This is a genomic window from Paenibacillus sp. EB106-05-06-XG162 (assembly GCF_058791655.1).
Genome location: NZ_JBYTDT010000010.1, coordinates 143,546 through 166,755, shown reverse-complemented (window position 1 = coordinate 166,755; position 23,210 = coordinate 143,546). Strand labels below are relative to the sequence as shown.

At 48.3% G+C, this 23,210-nt stretch carries 19 protein-coding genes; 14 read left to right on the top strand and 5 right to left on the bottom strand.

The window, feature by feature from the left end; all coding sequences use genetic code 11:
* The first annotated feature begins 8 nt into the window (after positions 1–8).
* Together AC3WU2_RS20425 and AC3WU2_RS20420 are read left to right on the top strand one after the other, a co-directional pair.
* Positions 9–737: an MgtC/SapB family protein gene (locus AC3WU2_RS20425; protein WP_018757388.1), complete on the top strand. Its 729-nt coding sequence runs from the start codon at positions 9–11 to the stop codon at positions 735–737.
* 80 nt (positions 738–817) lie between these two features.
* Positions 818–1,756: a metallophosphoesterase family protein gene (locus tag AC3WU2_RS20420; RefSeq protein ID WP_492456899.1), complete on the top strand. Its 939-nt coding sequence runs from the start codon at positions 818–820 to the stop codon at positions 1,754–1,756.
* A gap of 74 nt (positions 1,757–1,830) precedes the next feature.
* Here AC3WU2_RS20420 and gnd read toward each other — a convergent pair whose 3' ends face one another.
* From gnd to AC3WU2_RS20395, 5 genes are all read right to left on the bottom strand, one after another.
* Positions 1,831–3,240: a decarboxylating NADP(+)-dependent phosphogluconate dehydrogenase gene (gene gnd / locus AC3WU2_RS20415; RefSeq protein ID WP_492456898.1), complete on the bottom strand. Its 1,410-nt coding sequence runs from the start codon at positions 3,238–3,240 to the stop codon at positions 1,831–1,833.
* Positions 3,241–3,317: 77 nt separating this feature from the next.
* Positions 3,318–4,664, bottom strand: a complete 1,347-nt coding sequence (locus AC3WU2_RS20410; RefSeq protein ID WP_492456897.1) for a GntP family permease — start codon at positions 4,662–4,664, stop codon at positions 3,318–3,320.
* 19 nt (positions 4,665–4,683) lie between these two features.
* On the bottom strand, positions 4,684–6,231 hold the full coding sequence (gene gntK / locus AC3WU2_RS20405) for a gluconokinase (protein ID WP_492456896.1): 1,548 nt from the start codon (positions 6,229–6,231) through the stop codon (positions 4,684–4,686).
* Positions 6,224–6,955: a GntR family transcriptional regulator gene (locus AC3WU2_RS20400; RefSeq protein WP_492456895.1), complete on the bottom strand. Its 732-nt coding sequence runs from the start codon at positions 6,953–6,955 to the stop codon at positions 6,224–6,226. The genes gntK and AC3WU2_RS20400 overlap by 8 nt, the downstream gene beginning before the upstream one ends.
* Positions 6,956–7,177: 222 nt before the next feature.
* Positions 7,178–9,391, bottom strand: coding sequence for a GH92 family glycosyl hydrolase (locus tag AC3WU2_RS20395; RefSeq protein ID WP_492456894.1), 2,214 nt, complete (start codon positions 9,389–9,391; stop codon positions 7,178–7,180).
* Positions 9,392–9,572: 181 nt separating this feature from the next.
* Between AC3WU2_RS20395 and AC3WU2_RS20390 the strand changes: the two genes are divergently transcribed.
* From AC3WU2_RS20390 to AC3WU2_RS20335, 12 genes are all read left to right on the top strand, one after another.
* Positions 9,573–10,451: an AraC family transcriptional regulator gene (locus tag AC3WU2_RS20390; RefSeq protein WP_492456893.1), complete on the top strand. Its 879-nt coding sequence runs from the start codon at positions 9,573–9,575 to the stop codon at positions 10,449–10,451.
* 188 nt (positions 10,452–10,639) lie between these two features.
* Complete coding sequence (locus AC3WU2_RS20385; RefSeq protein ID WP_018757396.1) at positions 10,640–12,124, top strand: ABC transporter substrate-binding protein; 1,485 nt, start codon at positions 10,640–10,642, stop codon at positions 12,122–12,124.
* 191 nt (positions 12,125–12,315) lie between these two features.
* Entirely contained in the window at positions 12,316–12,648 is a 333-nt protein-coding gene (locus tag AC3WU2_RS20380) for an antibiotic biosynthesis monooxygenase family protein (RefSeq protein WP_492456892.1), read from the top strand.
* Positions 12,649–12,722: 74 nt separating this feature from the next.
* A complete protein-coding gene (locus AC3WU2_RS20375) occupies positions 12,723–14,372 on the top strand; it encodes a helix-turn-helix domain-containing protein (RefSeq protein WP_492456891.1) in 1,650 nt (549 codons plus the stop codon).
* A 123-nt stretch (positions 14,373–14,495) separates the two neighbouring features.
* On the top strand, positions 14,496–15,482 hold the full coding sequence (locus tag AC3WU2_RS20370) for an ABC transporter substrate-binding protein (protein WP_492456890.1): 987 nt from the start codon (positions 14,496–14,498) through the stop codon (positions 15,480–15,482).
* Between the two features lie 23 nt (positions 15,483–15,505).
* Complete coding sequence (locus AC3WU2_RS20365; RefSeq protein ID WP_026263957.1) at positions 15,506–16,516, top strand: FecCD family ABC transporter permease; 1,011 nt, start codon at positions 15,506–15,508, stop codon at positions 16,514–16,516.
* Entirely contained in the window at positions 16,509–17,534 is a 1,026-nt protein-coding gene (locus AC3WU2_RS20360; protein ID WP_492456889.1) for a FecCD family ABC transporter permease, read from the top strand. The genes AC3WU2_RS20365 and AC3WU2_RS20360 overlap by 8 nt, the downstream gene beginning before the upstream one ends.
* An 11-nt stretch (positions 17,535–17,545) precedes the next feature.
* Positions 17,546–18,307, top strand: coding sequence for an alpha/beta hydrolase (locus tag AC3WU2_RS20355; protein ID WP_492456888.1), 762 nt, complete (start codon positions 17,546–17,548; stop codon positions 18,305–18,307).
* Between the two features lie 54 nt (positions 18,308–18,361).
* Positions 18,362–19,204 carry an alpha/beta hydrolase gene (locus tag AC3WU2_RS20350; RefSeq protein WP_492456887.1) on the top strand — a complete coding sequence of 281 codons (843 nt, stop codon included), beginning with the start codon at positions 18,362–18,364 and terminating at the stop codon, positions 19,202–19,204.
* Positions 19,205–19,354: 150 nt separating this feature from the next.
* On the top strand, positions 19,355–20,998 hold the full coding sequence (locus AC3WU2_RS20345) for a LytS/YhcK type 5TM receptor domain-containing protein (RefSeq protein WP_492456886.1): 1,644 nt from the start codon (positions 19,355–19,357) through the stop codon (positions 20,996–20,998).
* Positions 20,995–21,726, top strand: coding sequence for a LytR/AlgR family response regulator transcription factor (locus AC3WU2_RS20340; protein ID WP_379351265.1), 732 nt, complete (start codon positions 20,995–20,997; stop codon positions 21,724–21,726). Before AC3WU2_RS20345 ends, AC3WU2_RS20340 begins: the two co-directional genes overlap by 4 nt.
* A gap of 118 nt (positions 21,727–21,844) precedes the next feature.
* On the top strand, positions 21,845–23,086 hold the full coding sequence (locus AC3WU2_RS20335) for an L-lactate MFS transporter (protein ID WP_492456885.1): 1,242 nt from the start codon (positions 21,845–21,847) through the stop codon (positions 23,084–23,086).
* Positions 23,087–23,210: the final 124 nt, after the last annotated feature.

Sequence of the window (23,210 nt, the reverse complement as noted above, 5' to 3'; positions counted from 1 at the left end):
GATGCCAGGTGAACACGACATATGATCCAATGATTTGGCACATTAGCAATCTAGAGATGACCATTCGTTTGTTGCTTGCCCTTCTGCTGGGCGGTTTGATCGGACTGGAACGCGAGCTTGGCGGCCATTCTGCGGGGTTTCGAACGCATATTCTCGTCTGTCTGGGTTCTGCTGCGATCGCGTTATTATCAATGTATGGCTTCGCAGCATTCGCGGCTGACCCGAATGTGCGTCTCGATCCCGCACGGCTTGCTGCCCAAGTGATCAGCGGGATCGGTTTTCTTGGCGCAGGGACAATACTACGGACGGGGCTGACGATCTCGGGACTTACGACAGCGGCTTCGCTATGGGTGGTGGCAGCAATCGGGTTATCAGCTGGCGCGGGGTTCTACTACGGAGCGGGCATTCTAACCCTGCTCGTCGTCGTCAGCTTGTTCTTCTTGAATAAGATGGAGAAGCGGTTCTCACGGACTAAGGCAACAAGGCAGTTGGTCCTGAAGATGGCCCGGGGGTCCTCAAGTCTGAACCAAGTTGTGGATTACTTGAGTGATAAGGGCATTCAGATGAATAAGCTGGTCGTCGAGAAAGAAGAAGGTGAAGTTGTCGATTCGGATGGATTATTGATTGTAAGACTACATCTGAAGCTGAAGCGAGTGAATCGATATGAGGAGGTGGTCGTGACTTTAGCCGAAATGGAAGGTATCTATGGACTTGAGACCGTAGGAGATTCGCTCTAATACGGCAGACAAGTCCGATGACGAATGGACAAGCGCTTAAGCGCTCAATCACAATATGAATATAGAGGAGTTATGGGGAAATGACGACACTACAATTTCGTGAGGATCGTACGTTCAAAATTGTTCAATTTACGGATATTCATATTCACCAAGGTGATGCAAAGGATGAGCAGACCTGTGCATTAATTGGCCAAATCGTCGATGCGGAGCAGCCGGATCTTGTTGTATTCACAGGCGATGTCATTGAGGCACATCATTGCGTGGATGGACAATTGGATTCATTTCAGTTGGTTGCTGAGGTCGTTGAGGAGCGTCAAGTGCCTTGGACGGTCGTATTCGGCAACCATGACACTGAAGTCAATATTACGCGGGAACAGCTGATGGAACAAGCAATGAAGAACCCGCATTGTCTCGCCGTTCCGGGTCCAGCATCCATCGCGGGCGTCGGCAACTATTGTCTGGAAGTCGTGAATGCGCAAGGCGTACCGGCAGCGCTGCTCTATCATCTGGATTCCGGAAGCGTATCGACGGTCTCTCACGTGGATGGCTATGGCTGGATTGATCGCAGCCAGATCGCGTGGTATGAGCAGGAATCAAGGGCCTATACGGCCAAGAACGGGGGCACACCATTGCCAGCGCTGGCGTTCTTCCACATTCCGCTCCAAGAATATGTCACTGCATGGGAGCAAGGCAACACGGTAGGCGATCGGTTCGAACCAGTCTGCTGCCCTCGTATTAATACCGGGTTCTTCGCCGCGATGGTTGAGATGGGGGATGTGATGGGAACCTTCGTCGGCCATGACCATACGAATGATTATATCGGTGAATTGCACCGAATCCAGCTCTGTTACGGTCGCAAGACAGGATACAACAGCTACAGCCGGGAAGGGTTCTTGAAAGGTGCGCGTGTGATCCAGCTTGATGAGGGCAGCCGTGCGTTCAAGACATGGATGCGGCTTGAAGACGGATCGGTCATTGCGCAGGAGGCGACATCCGAAGCTCAGAATACGTTGGGTTAACGAATAAAGAGAAAAAATGCGGCCTTCGTCCTGAATTTCACAGGACGGAGGCCGCATCGTTTGCGATGAGAGAATTACTGCCAGTCCGTGTGATAGACTCCAGGCAGATCACTTCGTTCATACGTATGAGCACCGAAATAATCACGTTGCGCTTGCAAAAGGTTCGCATTCGACATGCCGGTCCGATAACTATCGAAATAAGTTAGCGATGCGCTTAAACATGGCAGCGCAACGCCGGAACGCATCCCTTCACAGACGATCTCCCGCAACGCGTCTTGGTATGCCGATACCTTCTCCGCGAAGTATAGAGAAATTAATAAATTGGCAAGATCTGTTTGTGCCTCATAGGCTTCGCTGATTACGTTTAAAAATTCTGCACGGATGATACAACCGCCGCGGAAAATGAGCGCAATATCCTTCAAAGGCAAATCCCAGCCGTAAAGTTCAGAAGTCATTTTATATTGCGTAAATCCTTGCGCGTACGCACAAACCTTACCCATATATAATGCTTGTTTAACGTAGTTAATCCACAAGGTTTTATCTAAATGTAAATGCTCCTGATCCATGTTGGGACTTGCCAAGATGCTCTCCGCAATCACACGTTCTTCTTTCAATGATGAGATATACCGGGCATACAAAGACTCCGTAATAATGGAAGTCGGGATCCCGTTATCAATCGCTTGGATGCTCGTCCATTTGCCCGTGCCTTTTTGCCCTGCTTTATCCAGAATCACATCGATTAGCGGCATGCCGGTTAAGGGATCCTGCTTTCTTAGAATTTCTGCTGTAATTTCGATTAAATAGCTTTTCAGTTCGCCTTGATTCCATGTTTCAAAAATGTCAGCGACTTCATTCACCGATAGGCCTAATCTTTCTCTTAAAAAGGTATAGGCTTCGGCGATTAATTGCATGTCTGCGTACTCGATCCCATTATGGACCATTTTTACGAAATGCCCTGCGCCTCTCGGACCAATATAAACGCAGCAAGGCTCGCCATTCACTTGAGCCGCTATTTTGGTAAGAATGGGCGCGACTTTATCATATACCTCTCGATCCCCGCCTGGCATGATCGAAGGACCTAGCAGAGCACCAACTTCTCCACCGGAGATGCCGATCCCCAAATAACCGATTCCCTTGGGACGTAATTCATCGTATCTGCGTTCCGTATCTTGATAATGGGAATTGCCGCCGTCCATGATGATATCGCCGGACGCAAGAAAAGGCAATAATGAAGCAATAACGGAATCGATCGGCTTGCCCGCCGTCACCATAAGAAAGATTTTTCTTGGCTTTTCTAAGGACTGCACAAAATCTTGCATTTCGTAATAGGGATGGACCGTTAACGCATCCATTTTTTCGACCAGTTTATCGGTTAAATCTCTTGTGTAATTATAGACAGCAACGTGTTCCCCTTTACTCGCCATGTTCAAAGCGATATTACTGCCCATGACTCCCAAACCAATAACGCCAATGGTATTCAACATATGTTTGCACCTTTTTTCTAAGATTAATAGGCAGTAAAAACCCCCACTTAAGCTGAGCCTTTACTGCCTGGAAAGAACTATACGAACAAGCTTAGTAATAAAATAAATCCTAGTCCGGATACGGAAATAATCGTCTCAAGCAAAGTCCACGTCGCAAAGGTTTCTTTCATGCTTAAACCGAAATATTCTTTGAACATCCAGAAACCAGCATCATTTACGTGTGAAGCAATGAGACTGCCAGCTCCGGTTGCAAGGACGACGAGAGCTAGATTAACGTCAGATGCACCTAACATTGGAAGCACTAAACCAGTCGTTGTTAACGCAGCAACTGTAGCAGAACCTAAGGAAATACGTAAGATGGCAGCGATGATCCAGGCCAGCAAAATCGGCGATAAGGAAGTACCTTGGAAGATTTGGGCTACATAGTCGCCAACGCCGCCATTAATCAATACTTGTTTGAAGGCTCCGCCTCCGCCGATGATTAAGAGCATCATACCAATATGAGAAATCGCTGTTGTACATGACTCCATGACGGTTTTGATTGGAATCTTTCTTGCCAATCCCATCGTATAAATGGCCACTAATAACGAAATCAGCATGGCCACATCCGCATCCCCGATGAACCGGATCGCTGCGAGTAATCCGTTATCGTTTAATCCTATTGTTTTTTGCAGCAAAGTAATGATCGTTGCGATTGACATTAAGATAACAGGCAGTAAGGCGGTAAATACACTGATGCCAAAACCAGGCGTGTCCTCAAGTTTAAATACCTTCTGTTCGCCTAGCGAGCTAATATTCCCGGTTTTAGTGAATGCATTCGGCATGAGCTTTCTGGAGATCTTCGTAAATACAGGTCCGGCCAAAATGACTGTTGGGATGGCAATAATAAAACCATACAGCAGTACGTGACCAAGGTTTGCGCCAAGTTCACCTGCAATCGCGGTCGGTCCCGGATGGGGCGGCAAAAATCCGTGCGTTACGGATAAAGCTGCGGCCATTGGAATCCCGAGATACAAGATCGAAACTTTCAATTCTCTTGAAATGGCGAAAATAATAGGGATTAATAATACTAATCCAACTTCAAAAAATAAGGCAACGCCGATAATAAACGAAGCAGTCACGACAGCCCACTGAATGTTCTTCTCACCGAATTTGTCCACAAGGGTCATGGCGATACGTTGTGCGCCCCCGGAATCCGAGAGCAGCTTGCCTAACATGGCACCGAGACCGAATATGAGAGCTAGATGGCCCAGTGTACCGCCTAAGCCGGCCTCAATGGTTTTAACGATATCTCCCATCGGCATGCCAAGGGCTAGGGCGACGCCGAACGATACAATGATTAATGAAATGAAGGTATTTAATTTCAAGACCATGATTAATCCAAGTAATGCTAGAATCCCAATTGCTACAATGACTAATGGCATCGTAATTTCCCCTTATTGTTTATTCTTTGTTGTCTTTGATTAAGCTTCTTTGATAATTGGTGATTCGCGTATAATCTTCTTCTAATACTCTTGATAGACTGATAAAGATCGGCAGTAATTGTCTATACTCTTTTGCTGCTTCTTCTTTTGGTGTGTGTTGGTAGGTACTGCCAATCATGTTATTAATGATTTCAAAAGAGTCAATTTTTCCTGTGGCATAGAGACCTAGTATACATGCACCCAGACAAGAGCTTTCGTAACTTTTGGGAACAACGACTTCAGATTCGAAAATATCGGACATCATTTGCCGCCACACATCAGATCTTGCGAAGCCTCCCGTTGCTTGAATCCGGGTCACAGGACCGTCCATGCATTCCGTTAATGCTAGGAACACGGTATATAGATTATAAATAACGCCTTCCAAGGCAGCCCGAATCATATGCTCCTTTTTATGTGACAACGTTAAGCCGAAGAAGGAGCCGCGTACGTTCGGATTCCATAGTGGCGCACGTTCTCCTGCGAGATAGGGGTGGAATAGCAAACCGTCTGCCCCTGGTCTCACACGTTCAGCGATTTTCGTTAATACATCGTAGGGATCAATCCCTAGTCTTTTCGCCGTCTCTACTTCTGAGGAGGCAAGTTCATCGCGAATCCAGCGAAGGACCATCCCTCCATTGTTAACCGGTCCGCCAATGACCCAATGCTTTTCCGTCAAGGCATAACAGAATATTCTTCCTTTTTTATCGGTTTGCGGCTTGTCAATGACGGTTCGAATGGCTCCGCTTGTCCCAATGGTGACTGCAATCTCGCCTTTTCCGATGGCATTAACGCCTAGATTAGAGAGCACGCCGTCACTCGCGCCAATGACAAAAGGAGTCTGTGGATCAATGCCCATCCTTTGGGCTAAGTCCGAATTGCAATGGTTATATATGTTGGTGGTTGGCACGAGCTCAGATAATTGAGCAGGTGTTATGCCGGCGATTTGAAGTGCTTCTTCATCCCAATCTAACGTATTAAGATTCATCATCCCCATCGATGAAGCGAGGGAATGATCGACGACATACTGATCAAACAATTTCTTAAAGATATATTCTTTGATTCCGATATACTTTCTGGCTTTGGCAGCGATCTCAGGACGGTCATTCACAATCCATGTAATTTTGCATAACGGCGACATGGGGTGAATAGGTGTTCCTGTCCGTCTATACACGTCATGGCCATTCAGTTCATTTTTAATTTTATGTGCCCATGCTTCACTACGGTTATCCGCCCAGGTGATGCATGGTGTCAGCGGCTGGTCATTTTCATCCATGGCAATGACACTATGCATGGCGCTGCTAAATGAAATAAACGCTGGTTGTTTATCCGAATGCTGTTTTCTAATATTTGAAATCGTTTGCAGTACGGCTTGAAAAATCTGATCCGGATCTTGTTCCGCCGTGGACATATCCGGTGTATGAAGTGGGTAACCGATATTCTCGGTTTGAATGACTTCGCCATTGTCGGTGAACAATACCGCTTTGGTACTTGTTGTGCCGATATCTACGCCTAACATATAGCTACTCATGTTCTTGTTCTACTCCTTTTGATAACATTTGCTGCGACATCCAGAGGTCATCGACTTTCCTTTGAACATCATCAAAGTTTTGATGCAAGGACTTAACCATGAGTGCTCGATCTTTCGTCTCGATGGCTTGTATATAAAGTTCATGATTATTGATAATCCGCGCTAAGTCTTCGTACGTTTCCTTAAAGCGAGTACGCATCGATAATAGAATAAAGCTTTCCATAACGGGTTTTAAATTACTCCAAATCATCAGGACGTAGGAATGTTGAATGGAACGGATAATTGTCTCATGGAATAAGACATCTTGGTAAGAAAACTCATCCGCATCTTCATATTTAATGGCGATTTTCATCATTTCCATAATTTTATTCAATTCTTTGACCAACTCATTCGTATCCATATTCGCCAGACGCTCAAAGACAAACGTTTCTATGAGTAGACGGACATCATATATTTCGTTGATTTCTTTTTCGGTTAAACCAATGACAACGGCGCCCATTCTTTCCAAGCGAATGATATTTTCAGATGCCAGTACTTTCAATGCATCGCGAACGGGGGATCGGCTTACTGAAAAATCGGCAGCCAATTTATTTTCAGACAAAATGGAACCGCTTTCGATCCTGCCAGAAATAATGCGCATTCGAAGTTCACTTGCAACACGATCGCCAGTCGAAGCTTTTGAAAGCCATTTTTCGGGATAAATAAATTCCTTTGAATCCGCCATAACTTCACCTCTTTTGCAACCAAGTATACTTGTATACAAGTATACCCTTAATTATTAATTATGCAAGCGTTATCTTCTACCAATTCCACCCACTTTGTTTAATTCTATTTTCGAAGGTTCATGCATCGTCGTCAGACGATTGAATCGAAATAAGCCCTCGTTCCATGATGGATGGAACGTAGGGCTTATTCTGTGTGATCATCCTATAGATGGACGCTGATGTTATTTATTTTTCGCCATCGCATAAGGAAGCTTCTCCAGATCGCTTACCTCAGCAGGTGCTTGAGTGCTCATCTCGAAGGCCAGTACGCCTCCATTGGCAAGCTCTTCATGGGTTAGATAGAGCCTCGATACGGCTTCTCCGTTCAACTGGACACCCGATACATATTTATGCTCAACCGTGTTATCCGCAGCTTCAATCACGATTTGTTTGCCGTTCTCCAGATGGACCGTCATCTTCTTGAAATAAGGCGTTCCAAGCACATATTCAGGTACCCCAGGGCTGAGTGGATAGAAGCCCATCGCACCGAATACGTACCACGCGCATAGGCTGCCGTTATCTTCATCGCCTGGCAAGCCGTCAGGGCGGGAGCTGAATAAATCATCCATGGTCCGACGAACCCAGTGCTGTGTTAATGCTGGATAACCTAGTGCCGTGTAGATGTATGGGAAGTGGAAGCTCGGTTGGTTGCTGATCGCGAACTGCCCAAAATCGACATTGGCCATCTCTGACATTTCGTGAATTTCGAAGCCGTATGATCCGACTTTGAATTCAGGTTCTGCTGCGAATAGCGCATCTAGGCGCTCCTTCGCTGCCTCGCGTCCTCCCATGCAATCTGCAAGTCCGAGCAGGTCGTGCTGAACCGCCCAGCTGCTCTGGTAAGCGCCGCCCTCTGTATACGGTCCACCCCAAACGGTCGGATCGAATGGCTCAAGCCAGCTTCCATCCTGCAGTTTGCCGCGCATGAAGCCAACAGCAGGATCGTACAGGTGTTTATATTGCTCCGCACGTTTCATGAGCTGCGTGTATTCCTCATCGCGGCCCAAATGCTTCGCAATCTGTGCTATACAGAAGTCGCCATATACATAGTCGAGCGTGTTACATACGCTCTCATGTGTGTGAATATCGGCAGGCATGTATTCGAATTTCAAATACTCGCCCATGCCTTTCCGTCCGTAACGTTTGTCCGGTGATACGGTCGTCGCATGTTTGTGTAGTCCTTCGTAGGCCGTTTCGACATCGAATCCTGTGTTCCCTTTGACAATCGCATCAGCAAAGGATACATCGATAAGGGTACCCGGCATCATACTGCGTTCGCCAGGCGATGCCCATTTCGGCATCCAGCCGGTCTCCTTGTAAGCATTGACCCAACCTTGCATCATTTCATTCACGAAGGATGGATAGAGCAAGTTGTAGAGCGGGAAGGATGTCCGGTAGGTATCCCAGAAGCCGATATCGGCATAGAGCGGACCTTTCTCGATCTTGCCATTGTATGGACTGAAGTGAACCTGCTCACCATCTGCGGTATATTCATGAATCGCGTGCGGGAAGAGGGAGGTACGGTAAAGGCTAGTATAGAATGTCTTCAGCTTCTCTTGGTCGTCGCTCTCAACCTCGATGACGCCAAGCTGCTTCTCCCAAATGGCCGTTGCAGCCTGAAGGATGTCATCGAAGGACTGCTGACCGATCTCGCGATCGAGATTCGTGAAGGCTTGTTCTTGACTAATGAAAGATGTACTGAAGCTCGCTTCGACCATACCGTCTGCCGGTAATTCTAAGCCGACGTAAGCACCGAGACGCTCGCCCGTTCCGTTAAGATCTGAGTTCGTGTTATGCTTCGCATCGAATAACCCGCTGAGCTCCCCAACGATGGAGCAATTGAATCGAATTGCGAAATACATCCGGTAGTTCTCCGGCGTGCCGCCCGCTTTGGCTGTTGTGTAGCCTCTTAAGGTGTTGTTCACCGTGTCAATCTGCATGGTTGTCTCGCCTGGGAATGGCGCTAGAATGAAGCGGGCCTCATCCCGGCGTTTATAGGTCAGACGAATGCTCGCACAGCGTGCTGTTGGCGCGAGTTCCATCGTCGTCTGGTAGCGAAGTAGATGAACCTTCAAGTAGTCTGGACGCACGACCAAGTCTTTCTTGCGGAAGGAGGATGAGCGGTCATGGGCAGAGGTCTTCAGCGCACCTGTCTGTGGGATGAAAGTCATATGGCCGTAGTCGCCAATCCATGGGCTTGGTTGATGCGTCAGACGGAAGCCTTCCATACGGTTATGGTTCGGACTGAACCACCAGCCGCCGCCGGCTTCGGAGGTTTGCAGCGCCCAAGCGTTCATCGCGAAGGGCAATGAAGTTAACGGCAGTGTATTGCCATTCGAATATGGATAAATGGAATCGGTCCCTTGCAGGGGATTCACGTATTGAATTTTGTTCATGTCTACACTCCTTTTTGAACAACCTCTTTAACGGATCTGTCTTCAGGTCACGTTACCTTCATTGTAGTGAAATAGGTGTCCGGCTCGCCTATCAATATTTTAGAATATCTATCACTTTTCATGATAAAATAGATCAGGATGTAATGTCATGATGGCTGTGAATGCTAGAAAGAGGCAAAAAATGATGTTTCCGTATTATTTGCAAGGCGATGACGAGGTTCATGGCGAGTTTCCTTTTACACTGAAAATTCATCATCTTGAGACGCATATCCCTGCACATGTTCACCATTTTATTGAATATACCTATGCTTTTAAAGGACGAGGCACGGAATTAATTAATGGCGTTAGTAAGGAGTTAGTTCCCGGTACGCTCACCTTCCTATTCCCGCACCAAGTGCATGAGATCAAAATTGAGCCGGGTGAAGAGCTATATCTCTACGTCGGGGCGATTGGACTTAAAGCATTCTTCGGCGGGGACACGTTCTTTGATCTGCACCGCTTACTGCAAGGAGCAGAGTCTGATCCGAATACCACCTACCGGCTCGATGACGAGACAGCAGCCGAGATTTTGACGCTGCTCGAACAGATGCATGTGGAAATACAAGAAGGGCATCCTTGGAGCCGCGTCATGTTCGTAGCGAAGCTCATTCAGGTGTTCGTTCTCTTCGACCGTTATCGACAGCGTCATCTCGAACCAAGTCCTTCCCAACATCGAGAGGTCCAGTCCATGCGAGGGATGCGAGAGATTATCTCTTATGTGTACCATCATTTCAAGGAAGATATTACGCTTGAGACGCTCGCGAAGAAGTTTAACTATAGTGTCTCTTATATTAGCGCTTCATTCAAACAATTGGCCGGCGAGAATTATTATGCGGTTCTTGAGCAGATTCGAATCGCACACGCATGCAATTTATTGATCAGTACGAATTTGAAGATCACAGACATTGCTTATGAAGCTGGCTTTAAATCGTACTCTACCTTCGTGCGGGTATTCCAGACGCGCATGCACATGTCGCCAACGGCCTATCGGAAGAATAAAGGAATAGCCTTGGATTTATAAAGGGAAATAGGGAAGGTTGACGGAATGAAAATCCGATTGGATGGATGTTCCAGACACCTTTCTTTAGTTTGTACACAAAATCTATAGTTTGTCGACTTTTGTAAGCGTATTATTTTGTTTACTCTTAAATAGCAATCAAGATTTACCAGTAACCGCTTGAATTTCATACAGAAGGGGATTGAAACAACATGACCAAAGCAAAGAAAATGCTGCTCACGACATTTTGTCTGTTGATGCTGACATCTATCGTCTTGGCTGGGTGTGGAAGTAAGAATAAGGACCAAGTTGAAAGCGCTGACAAGGGTGCGGCAGAACAGCCGGTAGAGCTTCTCTGGTACACGATTGGTGCGCCACAGAAGGACTTGAATAAAGTCATGGAGAAAGTGAGCGAATATACCAAAGAGAAAATCGGCGTCACGATCAAAATGAAAATGTTCGATTTCGGTGATTATAACCAGAAGATGGGCGTTATCGCAGCGACAGGCGAACCTTACGATATTGCATTCACTTCTTCCTGGGCATTCGATTATGTGACCAACGCGAAGAAAGGCTTGTTCTATCCAATGGACGAGCTCATTGAGAAATATGGACAAGACATGAAGAAGGCGATTCATCCGTCTTTCCTTGCAGGTGCCAAAATCGACGGTCAGACTTTCGCGATTCCGGTGAACAAAGAGCTGCCGGCGCAGAAGGTATTCCGCTTCAACAAGCAGTTTGTTGACAAATACAAGCTAGACATTAATAGTGTGAAGACGCTTCAAGACCTTGAGCCGTTGCTTGCTAAGGTGAAAGCAGGAGAGAAAGGATTGTATCCACTTTCCGGGGACAAGAACTTCAAGTTCGGTCTGTACTACGATCTAGTCAATGAGAACTTGCCGCTAGGCGTATCGCTTAATGATGCCGGCGACCTCAAAATCGTGAACATTCTGGAGCAACCAGAGACGATGAGAGATTTCACAACGATGCACGAGTACTACCAAAAAGGTTACTTAAAACAAGACGTTGCTTCGGCAGCGAATGGCGATGAGATGAAGACGGGCAAATGGTTCGTTGATATGCCGGATACACAACCGTTCGCGGACAACCTATGGAGCCAATCGTTTGGTTATCCGGTTGTATCGGTGCCTTACACAGAAGCTTATGTCTATAACTGGTCCGTTCTAGGTTCGATGCATGCGATTTCCGCGTCGTCGAAATATCCTGAGAAAGCGATGCAATTCTTGAACTTGCTTAATACAGATAAGTACCTTCGTAACCTTGTGAACAACGGGATCGAAGGCGAGCACTACAAACGTATTGATGACCAGACCGTTGAATATTTGCCAGCGAAACAAGAGCGTTATGACATGCCTACATTCACGCTTGGTAACTTCTTCATTCTTGATAAGCTGTCAACGGATCCAAAAGACAAATGGGAGAAATTCGCTGAATTCAACAACTCGGCTAAAAATGCACCATTGCTTGGATTCTCCTTCAACCCAGACAAAGTGAAGACAGAGATCGCAGCACTTCAGAACGTAAAGGAAGAATTCTATCCTTCCCTGTTCACAGGATCTGTAGATCCGAAAGTCTATGTGCCAAAAGCGATCGAGAAATTCAAAGCTGCGGGACTTGATAAAGTTCAAGCAGAAATGCAAACACAGCTGGATGCTTGGAAAGCAAACAAAAAATAATCGATTTCTTCTGAAATCAAGTTCATAAGCAAGCGGGTATTCGATCCTCTGACCAGAGGATGGGTACCCGTTTTGTTTTGTTCCAAGATCGTAATTTCTTTGCCGTTCATTTTTATTTGACATTGATAATCATTATCAATAGAATGTGAGTATACATACACGTTCATAGAAGACCATGGGAGGGTACCGAAATGTTCATTGAGACGAAGACGATTGTCGTGAAGGAAGGATTCTCGGATCAAATCGTTCAGCGCTTTACCGGTGAAGGGATTATCGAGAAATCGGAGGGGTTCATCGATTTGAGCGTGCTCGTGAAGCGTACGCGTCGCGGCAGCGATGAAGAAGTAATCGTGCTGATTCGCTGGGAATCGGAAGAAGCATGGAAGAAATGGGAGACGAGCGAAGCGCATATTGAAGGACATCGTCAATCCAGAGGGAAGCCGCAGCCCGAATATATGGTTAGCCGATCGCATGCCACGTACGATGTGGCATCCTCGAAGAGCGGCGTGTCATCCATAGCATAGCGATAAACGAATGAAGCTATCGCCCCCATGTGCGGGGTTGATAGCTTTTTTTAACTGACAAAGGAAGTGATTCAATGACCCGAGGAGAGCAACAATCTGGAACAATGAACTTGAATGATGACAACATGATGGAAGGCCTCATGTTCCGTCTTCGTGACGCAGCCTGTCTGCAAGGGGAAGCGCTGAATATTCACCCGCAATTGACGCAGTCGCATGTGCTGATCTATGTCCGTCAGGGACAGGGCAGCGTGACGATTGATGAGACGTCGCACCGGATGCAGCCGCATGCGGTTTATTTCTGCCCTGCAGATAATACATTCAGTGTGGAATCGAATCCAGCGTCCTTTGTCGAGCTATATCTATTCCGTATCGATATCTATCAAGAGCGGGGCGGATTCAAGAGGTGCCTGCATCCTGTGCAGGGTGAACTATTGCCTTGCCGCGGCGAGGTTGCAGTCCTGCCAACAGATACCTTCGTTCCGCTGTGCGAGTCTGTGCTGCACTATCGCGAGAGCCATGATCGATTGGAGCGATTCCGAAGCCAATATACATTCGAGCAATTCATCTATCATGTTATGCAATTCTACCGACTCAAGCAGCAGCCCTCCAGCTCCACCTTGGAACAAGTGAGGTTGCATATGGAGCGGCACCTGGATCAAGGTATGACCATCGAGCAGCTTGCTCGCATGATGGATTTAAGTCCGAAATATTTTGGCGATGTATTCAAGAAACATTATGGGACGAGTCCTATGGATTATTTGACGGAGCTGCGCATGAACCGCGCCAAGCTGCTGATGGCGAGGCCTAATCTGAAACTGCGCGATATCGCGCATCAGGTTGGCTATCAGGATGAGTTCTATTTCAGCCGCAAGTTCAAGAAGGAGATTGGCGTAGCACCAACCGTCTATATGAAGCGCAAGCGCAGAAGAATCGCTGCCTATAGTCTGAACATGATCGGGCTCTTGCTGCCGCTTAGAATCATTCCTTACGCGGCCCCGCTGCATCCCAAGTGGACGGCCTATTATTATCGAACCTACCATGCGGATATCCCGGTGCATCTCCGTGCGTATCGGCAGCATGATGCCTCTTCCTCGAAGATTCAGGAGCTGACGGAGCATAGCCCAGAGCTCATTCTATGTCCAGCAGAGGCATCAAGCGAGGAGAAGGAACAGCTGGAGCAGATTGCGCCGGTCTACTATATTCCCGTACAAGGCCTATCTTGGCGAGAGCAGCTGAAGCTTACGGCGGAGCTGTTAGGAGAGACAGAAGAAGCTGAGACATGGCTGGGCAAATATGAGCAACGGGTGAACCGTGCGAGAGAGAAGCTGCATGCTGTGGTACAAGGGGGAACCTGTCTTATCATTCGCATTACGAGAAATGCGATTTATGCCTACAGCAATCGAACAATGGCTGAGATCTTCTATGGCGATTTGCAGATGAAGCCTGCAGTGGTGTACCGTGAGGCGATCTATGAGGAACGATTGTCAATGGAGGCTTTGGTCAAGCTCGATGTGGATTATTTGCTTGTGCTTGTTCAGCAAGAAGAAGAGACGCTGCAGCATTGGGAGGCAGTGCAGCATGCACCGAGTTGGCAAGAAATGAAGGCCGTCCGGCTGCACCATCTATATCGGCTGAATTCTGACCCTTGGCGACATTATACCGCGGATGCGATGGAGCGAGTCGTGCAGGAGACGTTACAGCTGCTATCAGGAAATCGTCCATGAGAATTGCCGGATAATGTCCATTGTCCATGGTTAACCCTGTCCTTATAATTAAGAATGAGAATCGTTATCAATCAGGATGAAACGATTTCTAGATGAAATGGAATAGGGAGATGGAGAAAGAACATGAAGAAGTTATTAATGATCAGTATGATTGCGATTCTCGCAGCAGCCCTTGCTGCATGCGGTTCAAAGGCAGATACAGCAACGCCAAAGGCAGAGACAACGACGACATCAACGGCTGCGGAGCCGGCAGAGAATAAGACAGACGGCGCAACGCGCGCTATTCAATATTTAGGCCAAGAGTACACTGTACCTGCCAAAGTCGAGCGGATTGCTATCACCGGCACCGTGGAGTCCATGGAAGATGCATTGGTGTTGAATGTTGAACCGGTTGGGGCGATGACGTCGGGCGGGAAATTCGCGGAGATGTTCAAGCCGATTACGAGCAAGAGCGAATCGACAGGCGAGAAAATTCAACTGAACTTCGAGAGCATTCTTATGATGAAGCCGGACGTCATTCTGAGTTCCACGAAGTTCAAGCCGGAAGTGGGCGAGAAACTGAACAAAATCGCACCAACCTTCCCGGTATCCCACTTGTCGGAGAACTGGGACGCGAACCTTCGCCTGCTGGCTGATTTGACTGGCAAGCAGGATCAAGCGGAGCAAATTCTGAAGCAATACCAAGATGAGCTGGAAGTGACGAAGGGTAAAATCCAAGCTACCCTCAAAGATAAAAAAGTCATTGCTGTTCGCGTTCGCGCAGGCAGCCTGATGCTCTACTCCGACAAAGTATTCTTCAACCCATTGCTGTATACGGATCTTGGATTTACAGCACCGGAGGAAGTGAAAGCAGCGAAAGGGCAAGAGACGCTCTCCCTTGAGAAATTGAGTGAGATGAACCCGGATTATATCATCCTTCAATATTCTGAATCTGAGAACAAGGCAACGCCTACAGTGATGAAGGATATCGAGGGCAACCCAATCTGGAAGAACTTGAAAGCTGTGAAGGACAACCAGGTCTTTGTTAACCTCATCGACCCGGATGCACAAGGTGGAACAGCATGGAGCAAGATCAACTTCTTGAAGGCGCTGGCTGAGAAGCTGAACTAATGACAATGAAGTGAGTGGTATGTATGCGACGAGTTAAAGGAATAGGGAGCCTGCTCCTATGGGGCTCCCCCCTCATCATGGTCGGCATTGTGATCGCATCGATTCTATTTGGCGCGAAGAACTTGCCCATGAGCACGGTGTGGGATGCACTCTTTCATTTTGACCCCGAGAACGTCGATCATCAGATCGTGATCCACTCACGATTGCCAAGAGCCATCGGAGCGCTCCTGATCGGAGCGTTCTTGGCTGTGTCCGGGGCATTGATGCAAGGGATGACACGGAATTATCTTGCTTCACCATCGATCATGGGGGTCTCGGACGGTTCGGCCTTTGCCATTACGATCTGCATGGTGTTCATGCCGGAGAGCAACTCGGCGATGGAGATGATCCTCTTCTCGATGATCGGCTCATTGATCGGAGTGGCGGTTGTCTTCAGCCTCGCAACACTGGTGCCTGGCGGCATGTCGCCTGTGAATATGGCCGTGATTGGGTTGATAACCGGGACGTTCCTGAGCGGTGTATCGGCGGGGCTTGCCTCCTATTTTCAGATCTCGCAGGATGTGAGCTTCTGGTATAATGCCCGGATGCATCTCATGACGCCGGAGCTCGTGAAGGTCGCGATCCCATTCGGTATTGTCGGCTTGATTCTAGCGGTGGCGATCTCGAAATCGGTGACGGTGTTATCGCTCGGTGAAGATATCTCGAAGGGGCTTGGCCAGCGCACGGTGCTGGTCAAAGTGATTGCGACGCTAGCCGTCGTCATGCTGACCGGCATTTCGGTCGCGCTTGCAGGGAAGATTGCGTTCGTAGGGCTCATCGTCCCACATATTACGCGATTCCTTGTCGGCATCGATTATCGACGGATTGTTCCGATCGCAGGCGTCCTTGGAGCGATATTCCTTGGTCTATCCGATGTGCTCAGCCGGTTCTTGAATTATCCGTTCGAGACGCCGATCGGCGTCGTTACTTCACTGATCGGCGTACCGTTCTTCCTCTATTTAATACGTAAACGAGGGGGCGGCAAGCATGCATAATCATTCCGGAACGACGCGATTCGGATTCGTACTGTTGATCGGATATCTTCTGACGTTGGCTGCCGTATATGTCAGCCTGACCAACGGTGCATTCGACATGACGCTTGCGGAAGTGGTGAAGACGCTGTTGCGGATTAACCCGGATCCATCGCATGATCTGGTCATCTTCGAATTCCGATTGCCACGAATCGTGATCGCGATGCTGGTCGGCTTCGGACTCGGGGTTGTCGGTGCGGTGGTGCAAGGATTAATGCGTAACGGACTGGCAGATCCCGGGATTCTGGGGATCAATGCGGGCGCGGGGGCAGCTATTGTTGTCTTTATGTTCTTCTTCCAAGGCAGTATTCAAGGCACGGGGTGGTTCGCGATCATGGCGAAGCCGTTATTCGGCCTTGCAGGCGGACTAGGGGCAGCCGTCCTTATCTACCTGTTCGCTTGGAATCGCGGGAAGCTGGATTCCCAGCGGCTCATTCTGGTCGGGATTGCGATCGGATCTGGTTTTGGTGCAGTTTCGCTGTATTTATCACTGAAGATGAAGCCGAATGACTTTGAGATGGCGACCGTCTGGTTAACAGGGAGCATCTGGGATGCCAATTGGACCTATATTGCCGCCATGCTGCCATGGCTGATTATTCTTCTTCCGATTATGATGTGGAAGGCTCATCTGCTCGACCTGTTCCAGCTCGAGGAGAACAGCGTGAAGAGTCTTGGGGTTGCTACAGAGAAAGAGAAAAGCATCCTATTGCTCTGCTGTATCGGGGTGGTCAGCGCTTGTGTATCGGTATCCGGCAACATTAGCTTCGTCGGACTGATTGCGCCGCACATTACGAGAAGGCTGGTCGGCATACGCCATCGTTATGTGCTGCCGATTAGCGGCGTGATGGGTATGCTGCTCGTTGTCGCCTCCGATTTCATCTCGAAGACGGTATTTCAGCCGGTGGAGCTGCCGGTCGGCATTGTCATCTCGATTATTGGTGTGCCTTACTTCATCTATCTACTTCGTCGAGCACGGAAATAGGAGGCGAAGCCATGAATGGACAGATCAGTGTACATCGATTGGAGCAGCGTGAGCTGCTCATTTATTTACCGCCCAGCTATGACCTGATGGCGACAAGGATCTATCCTGTTGTGTACATGCATGATCGAGGGGATCTGTTCGATCCGGCTATTCATCATACGCTGCCTGAGATCGAAGCGCTGTTCGCGAAGGGTACGCTTCCCGAGATGATCTTCGTGGGTATAGCGTCTCATGCGCGAATGGATGACTATACGCCTTGGACTGCATCTCGGTTATCCGACCAACGATCCGTTTCAGACTTCGGCGGTCAAGGCGATAAGTACCTCTGCTTCATCGTGGAGCAGTGTAAGCCTTATATCGATAAAACCTTTCGCACGGATGCAAGAGCCGAAGTCACAGGGCTTCTCGGTAAGTCGCTCGGCGGATTGATCTCGATGTACGGGGCCAATCGACACCCTGAAACATTCGGAAGAATCGGCTCGATTTCCGGATCATATTGGTACGAGGGGTTCGTGGAATTCATCGTCTCGCAAACGGTGGAGCGATGTGGGAATCAGAGGATTTATATGGATGTTGGGAGCCGAGAGGGTAAAGGTAAGCAGACGGTACAACGGGAAATGGTGACCCGAACACAACAAGTGTATGCCCATCTGCAGGCTGTCGGACTGGGTTCCGAGCAGCTCGCGCTAATTATGGATGAGGGAGCGAGTCATGAGGCAGGGGCTTTTGCTCGAAGATTCCCATCTGCGCTTACATGGCTTTATCGTGAATAGAAGGATGAAGGAGGCGTATCCATTCTGCATAATTCTGAAGATCGTACAACAGTAATGACCTTACCTATTCTGGGGCAGGAAGTGACGCTGCCGCGTACATGGCAGCAATATATACGCTCGAAGCAAGGGGATCGAGAATACCAGATTATGATCGCTGTTCCCCATGATCCACCACCTTCCACGGGTTATCCAATCATCTATGTGCTCGATGGCAATTCCGTATTCGGAACGATGGTGGAAGCGGTGCGGTTGCAGAGTCGTAGGCCGGAGAAGACAGGGGTTCTGCCGCATGTCGTCGTCGGAATCGGGTACCGGACGGAGGAGCCCTTCGACCCGGCACGGATGGTTGACTACTCGCTCCCGATACCGCGTGATGAATTGCCGACATTACCAGGAAGAGAAGAATGGTCCGAACACGGTGGTGCAGATACATTCCTCCGATTCTTGGAGGAGGAAGTGAGGCCGTCGATTGAGCAGCAAGTGACGATTGATCGGGCGAGACAGAGCTTATTCGGACACTCGCTTGGCGGGTTATTCGTATTGCATACGCTGTTCACGAAGCCGACAGCATTTCAGACGTATATTGCAGGCAGTCCATCCATTCATTTCGGTCGTCAGCTGCTGCGGGATGAAGAAGCGGTGTTCATGCAGCGCTTGGATCAGCAGCAAGTCGATGCGGGACTAATGATTGCTATGGGGGAGCTCGAAGAACGGCATCCGAGCCGTATGTTCGAACTTGCGGAGACGATGGCTGTACGCTTATCTTCCTTGGAGGGACAAGGACTCGAGGTGCAATTCCGGGTTTTCGCGGAGGAGAATCATACGTCGGTGCTCCCGGTTCTGATTAGTCGGGCATTGCGCTACGCAAGCAGAACGTGCACGGACAATATGAAATAAGAGAAGGTCAACCTGTGATGTCGGGTTGGCTTTTTTTGTCATTCATCGGAGTGGGTTCAATAAATGAAAATTGGCTGATGTGGTACACTATACAGATGTGCATCAAGAATCTACAACAAGACTTCGCAGGAAGTGAGGTGAATAAGGACGATGCTGTTGCAATTATTCGAACGTGCTGCCTTATTGCTTATTATATTATTTTTCATGATCCGAATTTCGAGTGTCAGACATGTGCTACAGAAAGACACGCAATCCCCGAGAGAGAACGCCGTAATTACGTTGATCTTCTGTTTGTTTGCGATTTTCGGGACCTATTCCGGGATTGATGTGGAAGGCTCGCTCGTCAATGTCCGCATTATTGTGATTATGTCCGGAGGGATTCTATTCGGCCCTTGGGTAGGGATTATTGTCGGTTTCGTGTCGGGTATCCATCGTTATCTCATTGATATCGGCGGGGTTACCTCGGTCCCTTGTCTCATTACGAGTATCATCGCAGGGTTCGTCGCGAGTTATATTCATTTGCGGATGGCCAAGTCTTGGCGCTGGCTTGCGGGGATTATCGCAGGGATGTTCTGTGAAGCATTAACGATGCTGCTTATTATTCTCTATGCGAATCCGCCCGAGCTGGGTATGGATATCGTCTCGAAGATCGCTGTGCCGATGATCGTTGGGCAGCTTAATGTGGGGCTTATTATCCTCTTAATTCAGAGCGTGGAGTCCGAGAAAGAGAATATCGCCGCCCGTCAAGCGAAGCTTGCGCTGGATATTGCGAACAAGACGCTGCCGTATTTCCGCTCGGTTAATCCCGAATCGCTGCATACCATCTGCGGTATTATTCGAGAAGATATTCAAGCGGACGCTGTGGCGATAACGGATTTACGGAATGTACTCGCCTATGTAGGGTTCGGCGAAGACCGCTATTCTATACATCATGAGATTATTACCGATCTGACGAAGGAAGTGATTCGAACCGGCGAATTTAAGATGAGCAACCATGCCATCCATGAGACAATGCCGGGCATTCAATCGCTCCTTATCATTCCACTGAAGGAACGGGACGAGGTGACGGGCACGCTCAAGATCTATTATCGCAAAGCATCTAAAATTACCTATTCGCTGCAGACGATGGCGGTCGGTCTCTCGCAGATTATCTCTACTTTGATGGAGGTTTCGCGCGTAGGAGAAATGAAGGAGATGGCCAATAAAGCAGAGCTGAAGGCGCTCCAGACAACGATCCAGCCACATTTTCTGTTCAATGCGCTGAACGCGATTGGCTCCTCTATTCGAACCAAGCCGGATCGGGCAAGGGAATTAATCGTCAATCTATCCGGCTACATGCGATATAATCTGGAGCTGACGGACGAGCAGATTGACATTCATAAGGAATTGGAACAGGTCCGTAATTACGTCGAGATAGAGAAAGCAAGATTCGGCAATCGTCTCACGGTGGAATATGACGTTGATGAAGTCGTTGTTCAGATCCCAAGTCTTGTTATCCAACCGCTCGTTGAGAATGCGATTATTCATGGTATTCTGAAGGAGAAGGGGCCAGGTACGGTGAAGATATCCGTAAAAGATCGCGGAAATGCGATACGGATCGGGGTCATGGATACAGGGATTGGCATTGATGAAGCGGTCATCGAAAATGTGCTGAATGAACGTATTGCCGCGCATCATATTGGCCTTTTTAACGTGCATAAACGGGTTCAGCTGCTCTACGGCCATGGACTGGAGATTCGTCGTCTGGAGAAGGGAACCGATATTTTTTTTGATATACCAAAGGAGACATCATGAGAGCGATAATCGTAGAAGATGAAGTGCTAGCAAGAGAGGAACTGGAGTATCTGATCACAGAGCATAGCCAGATCGACATTGTGGAACGGTTCGAGGATGGACTCGATGTCTTGAAGTATCTACAGGAGCATGAGGTGGATGCGATATTTCTGGACATTAATATTCCTTCCTTGGATGGGATGCTGCTCGCGAACAATATTAGCAAATTCGCACGCAAGCCGTTCATTATCTTCACGACCGCATACAAAGAACATGCTGCGCAGGCATTCGAACTCGAAGCATTCGATTACATTCTGAAGCCTTACGATGAACGCCGCATTGCGGCGATGCTCCATAAGCTCGAGGCAGCTTACACGAGGAACGAAAAACCATCCGATCGACGACCGGCGGCGACGCCCAGCAAACGGATCAATCTGCTCAAGAATGATAACATCATCGTGACGGATTCAGGGGAGATTTATTACGCCGAAGCGCAGGAGAAAGTAACACAAGTCTATACGAAGAGCGGGCAATACACGATGCCGATGAGCATCTCGGAGTTTCATGCCATGCTGCCCCAGGATCAGTTCTACCGCAGCCATCGGTCTTTTACTGTCAATCTGAAGCAAATTCATGAGATTGTCCCGTGGTTCAACAATACGTACTTGCTCCGTTTGCGTGATTGTGACAAGGAAATTCCGGTTAGTCGCAGTAAAGTGAAAGAATTCAGGCAGCTCATGCACCTTTAAATGCAGTTCATTCCGATTTTCCGTCATTTCATGCTGATATCCGCTGTTGTCGCGGTTTCTCTTGTAAGATGAGGCTACAACGAGAACACAAGAACAGCATGAAAGCGGGGGAATCGTGATGCAATCACCAAAAGCAAATCGATGGCTGATCGTATTAGGTACAATTATCGTTCAGATGGGGCTTGGGACAATCTATACATGGAGTTTATTCAATCAACCGTTAGAAGAACAGTTTGGCTGGGGGTTAAGCTCGATATCGATTACCTTCTCGATTACAAGCTTTGCACTTGCTTTTGCCACCCTGTTCGCGGGTAAAATTCAAGAACGTATCGGTATACGGCGGTTAATTCTTATCTCAGGGATTGTCTTGGGATTTGGACTTATGATGAGCTCGATGGCTTCATCGCTCTGGATGATCTACCTCTTCATGGGTGTTGTTGTTGGGTTCGCAGACGGTACGGCTTATATTACTTCATTATCGAACTTGATCAAGTGGTTCCCGAATCATAAGGGGCTCGTATCCGGGATTTCGGTAGGGGCGTTCGGATCAGGCAGTTTGATCTTCAAATATGTAAACGCCAGCTTAATTCAATCGGTCGGTGTGTCACAGACGTTCTTGTATTGGGGTATCATTGCGATGGTGATGATTGCGGCAGGTTCCTTCTTGCTTCGTGAGGCAGTTGTCACGACGGATGCAGTATCGCAGAATGCGAAGAAGTCAATAAAGCGCGACTACACGGTTCGCGAAATGCTGCGTACCAAAGAAGCGTATCTGTTGTTCATTATTTTCTTCACCGCTTGTATGAGTGGATTGTATTTGATCGGGATTGTCAAAGATATCGGCGTGAAGCTCGCAGGGCTCGACGTAGCCACAGCTGCGAATGCGGTCGCGATGGTCGCAATTTTCAATACGTTGGGTCGTATTATCCTTGGGGCTCTGTCAGATCGTGTCGGACGGATGAAAGTGGTCGCGGGGGCGATCTCTGCAACAGCGGTATCCGTTCTTGTATTAAACTACGTTCAATTAAACGAACTTATTTTCTTCGCTTGTGTGTCTGCCATTGCTTTCTGTTTTGGCGGTAATATTACAGTATTTCCAGCGATCGTGGCCGATTTCTTCGGTCTGAAGAATCAGAGCAAAAACTACGGCATCATCTACCAAGGCTTCGGGCTTGGGGCACTAACAGGTTCCTTCCTATCGGCATTACTTGGCGGGTTCCATGTGACATTCCTGGTGATCGCTGTATTGAGCGCGGTATCCTTGCTCATCGCGATGTTCATTACACCTCCGGGTGAGGGGCGGTTGCGGAAGAAGGAGCGTACGGTTGCTATTCCTCGCCAGCAACATGCGAATTCATAAACTATGAAATATAACGACATGCCTTCTCGCTATTCTAAGTGCGGGGAGGCATTTTTTTGCTTGTTCAAGAAGATGAGCCTCACACCAACAAACGGCAGCGCGAATCCCCTCAAAGTGCAATACG

Coding starts and splice junctions, on each gene's coding strand:
- AC3WU2_RS20420 (WP_492456899.1), top strand. CDS start 818: ATGACGACACTACAATTTCGTGAGGATCGTACGTTCAAAATTGTTCAA.
- gnd (WP_492456898.1), bottom strand. CDS start 3,240: ATGTTGAATACCATTGGCGTTATTGGTTTGGGAGTCATGGGCAGTAAT.
- AC3WU2_RS20410 (WP_492456897.1), bottom strand. CDS start 4,664: ATGCCATTAGTCATTGTAGCAATTGGGATTCTAGCATTACTTGGATTA.
- gntK (WP_492456896.1), bottom strand. CDS start 6,231: ATGAGTAGCTATATGTTAGGCGTAGATATCGGCACAACAAGTACCAAA.
- AC3WU2_RS20400 (WP_492456895.1), bottom strand. CDS start 6,955: ATGGCGGATTCAAAGGAATTTATTTATCCCGAAAAATGGCTTTCAAAA.
- AC3WU2_RS20395 (WP_492456894.1), bottom strand. CDS start 9,391: ATGAACAAAATTCAATACGTGAATCCCCTGCAAGGGACCGATTCCATT.
- AC3WU2_RS20390 (WP_492456893.1), top strand. CDS start 9,573: ATGATGTTTCCGTATTATTTGCAAGGCGATGACGAGGTTCATGGCGAG.
- AC3WU2_RS20385 (WP_018757396.1), top strand. CDS start 10,640: ATGACCAAAGCAAAGAAAATGCTGCTCACGACATTTTGTCTGTTGATG.
- AC3WU2_RS20380 (WP_492456892.1), top strand. CDS start 12,316: ATGTTCATTGAGACGAAGACGATTGTCGTGAAGGAAGGATTCTCGGAT.
- AC3WU2_RS20375 (WP_492456891.1), top strand. CDS start 12,723: ATGACCCGAGGAGAGCAACAATCTGGAACAATGAACTTGAATGATGAC.
- AC3WU2_RS20370 (WP_492456890.1), top strand. CDS start 14,496: ATGAAGAAGTTATTAATGATCAGTATGATTGCGATTCTCGCAGCAGCC.
- AC3WU2_RS20365 (WP_026263957.1), top strand. CDS start 15,506: ATGCGACGAGTTAAAGGAATAGGGAGCCTGCTCCTATGGGGCTCCCCC.
- AC3WU2_RS20360 (WP_492456889.1), top strand. CDS start 16,509: ATGCATAATCATTCCGGAACGACGCGATTCGGATTCGTACTGTTGATC.
- AC3WU2_RS20355 (WP_492456888.1), top strand. CDS start 17,546: ATGAATGGACAGATCAGTGTACATCGATTGGAGCAGCGTGAGCTGCTC.
- AC3WU2_RS20350 (WP_492456887.1), top strand. CDS start 18,362: ATGACCTTACCTATTCTGGGGCAGGAAGTGACGCTGCCGCGTACATGG.
- AC3WU2_RS20345 (WP_492456886.1), top strand. CDS start 19,355: ATGCTGTTGCAATTATTCGAACGTGCTGCCTTATTGCTTATTATATTA.
- AC3WU2_RS20340 (WP_379351265.1), top strand. CDS start 20,995: ATGAGAGCGATAATCGTAGAAGATGAAGTGCTAGCAAGAGAGGAACTG.
- AC3WU2_RS20335 (WP_492456885.1), top strand. CDS start 21,845: ATGCAATCACCAAAAGCAAATCGATGGCTGATCGTATTAGGTACAATT.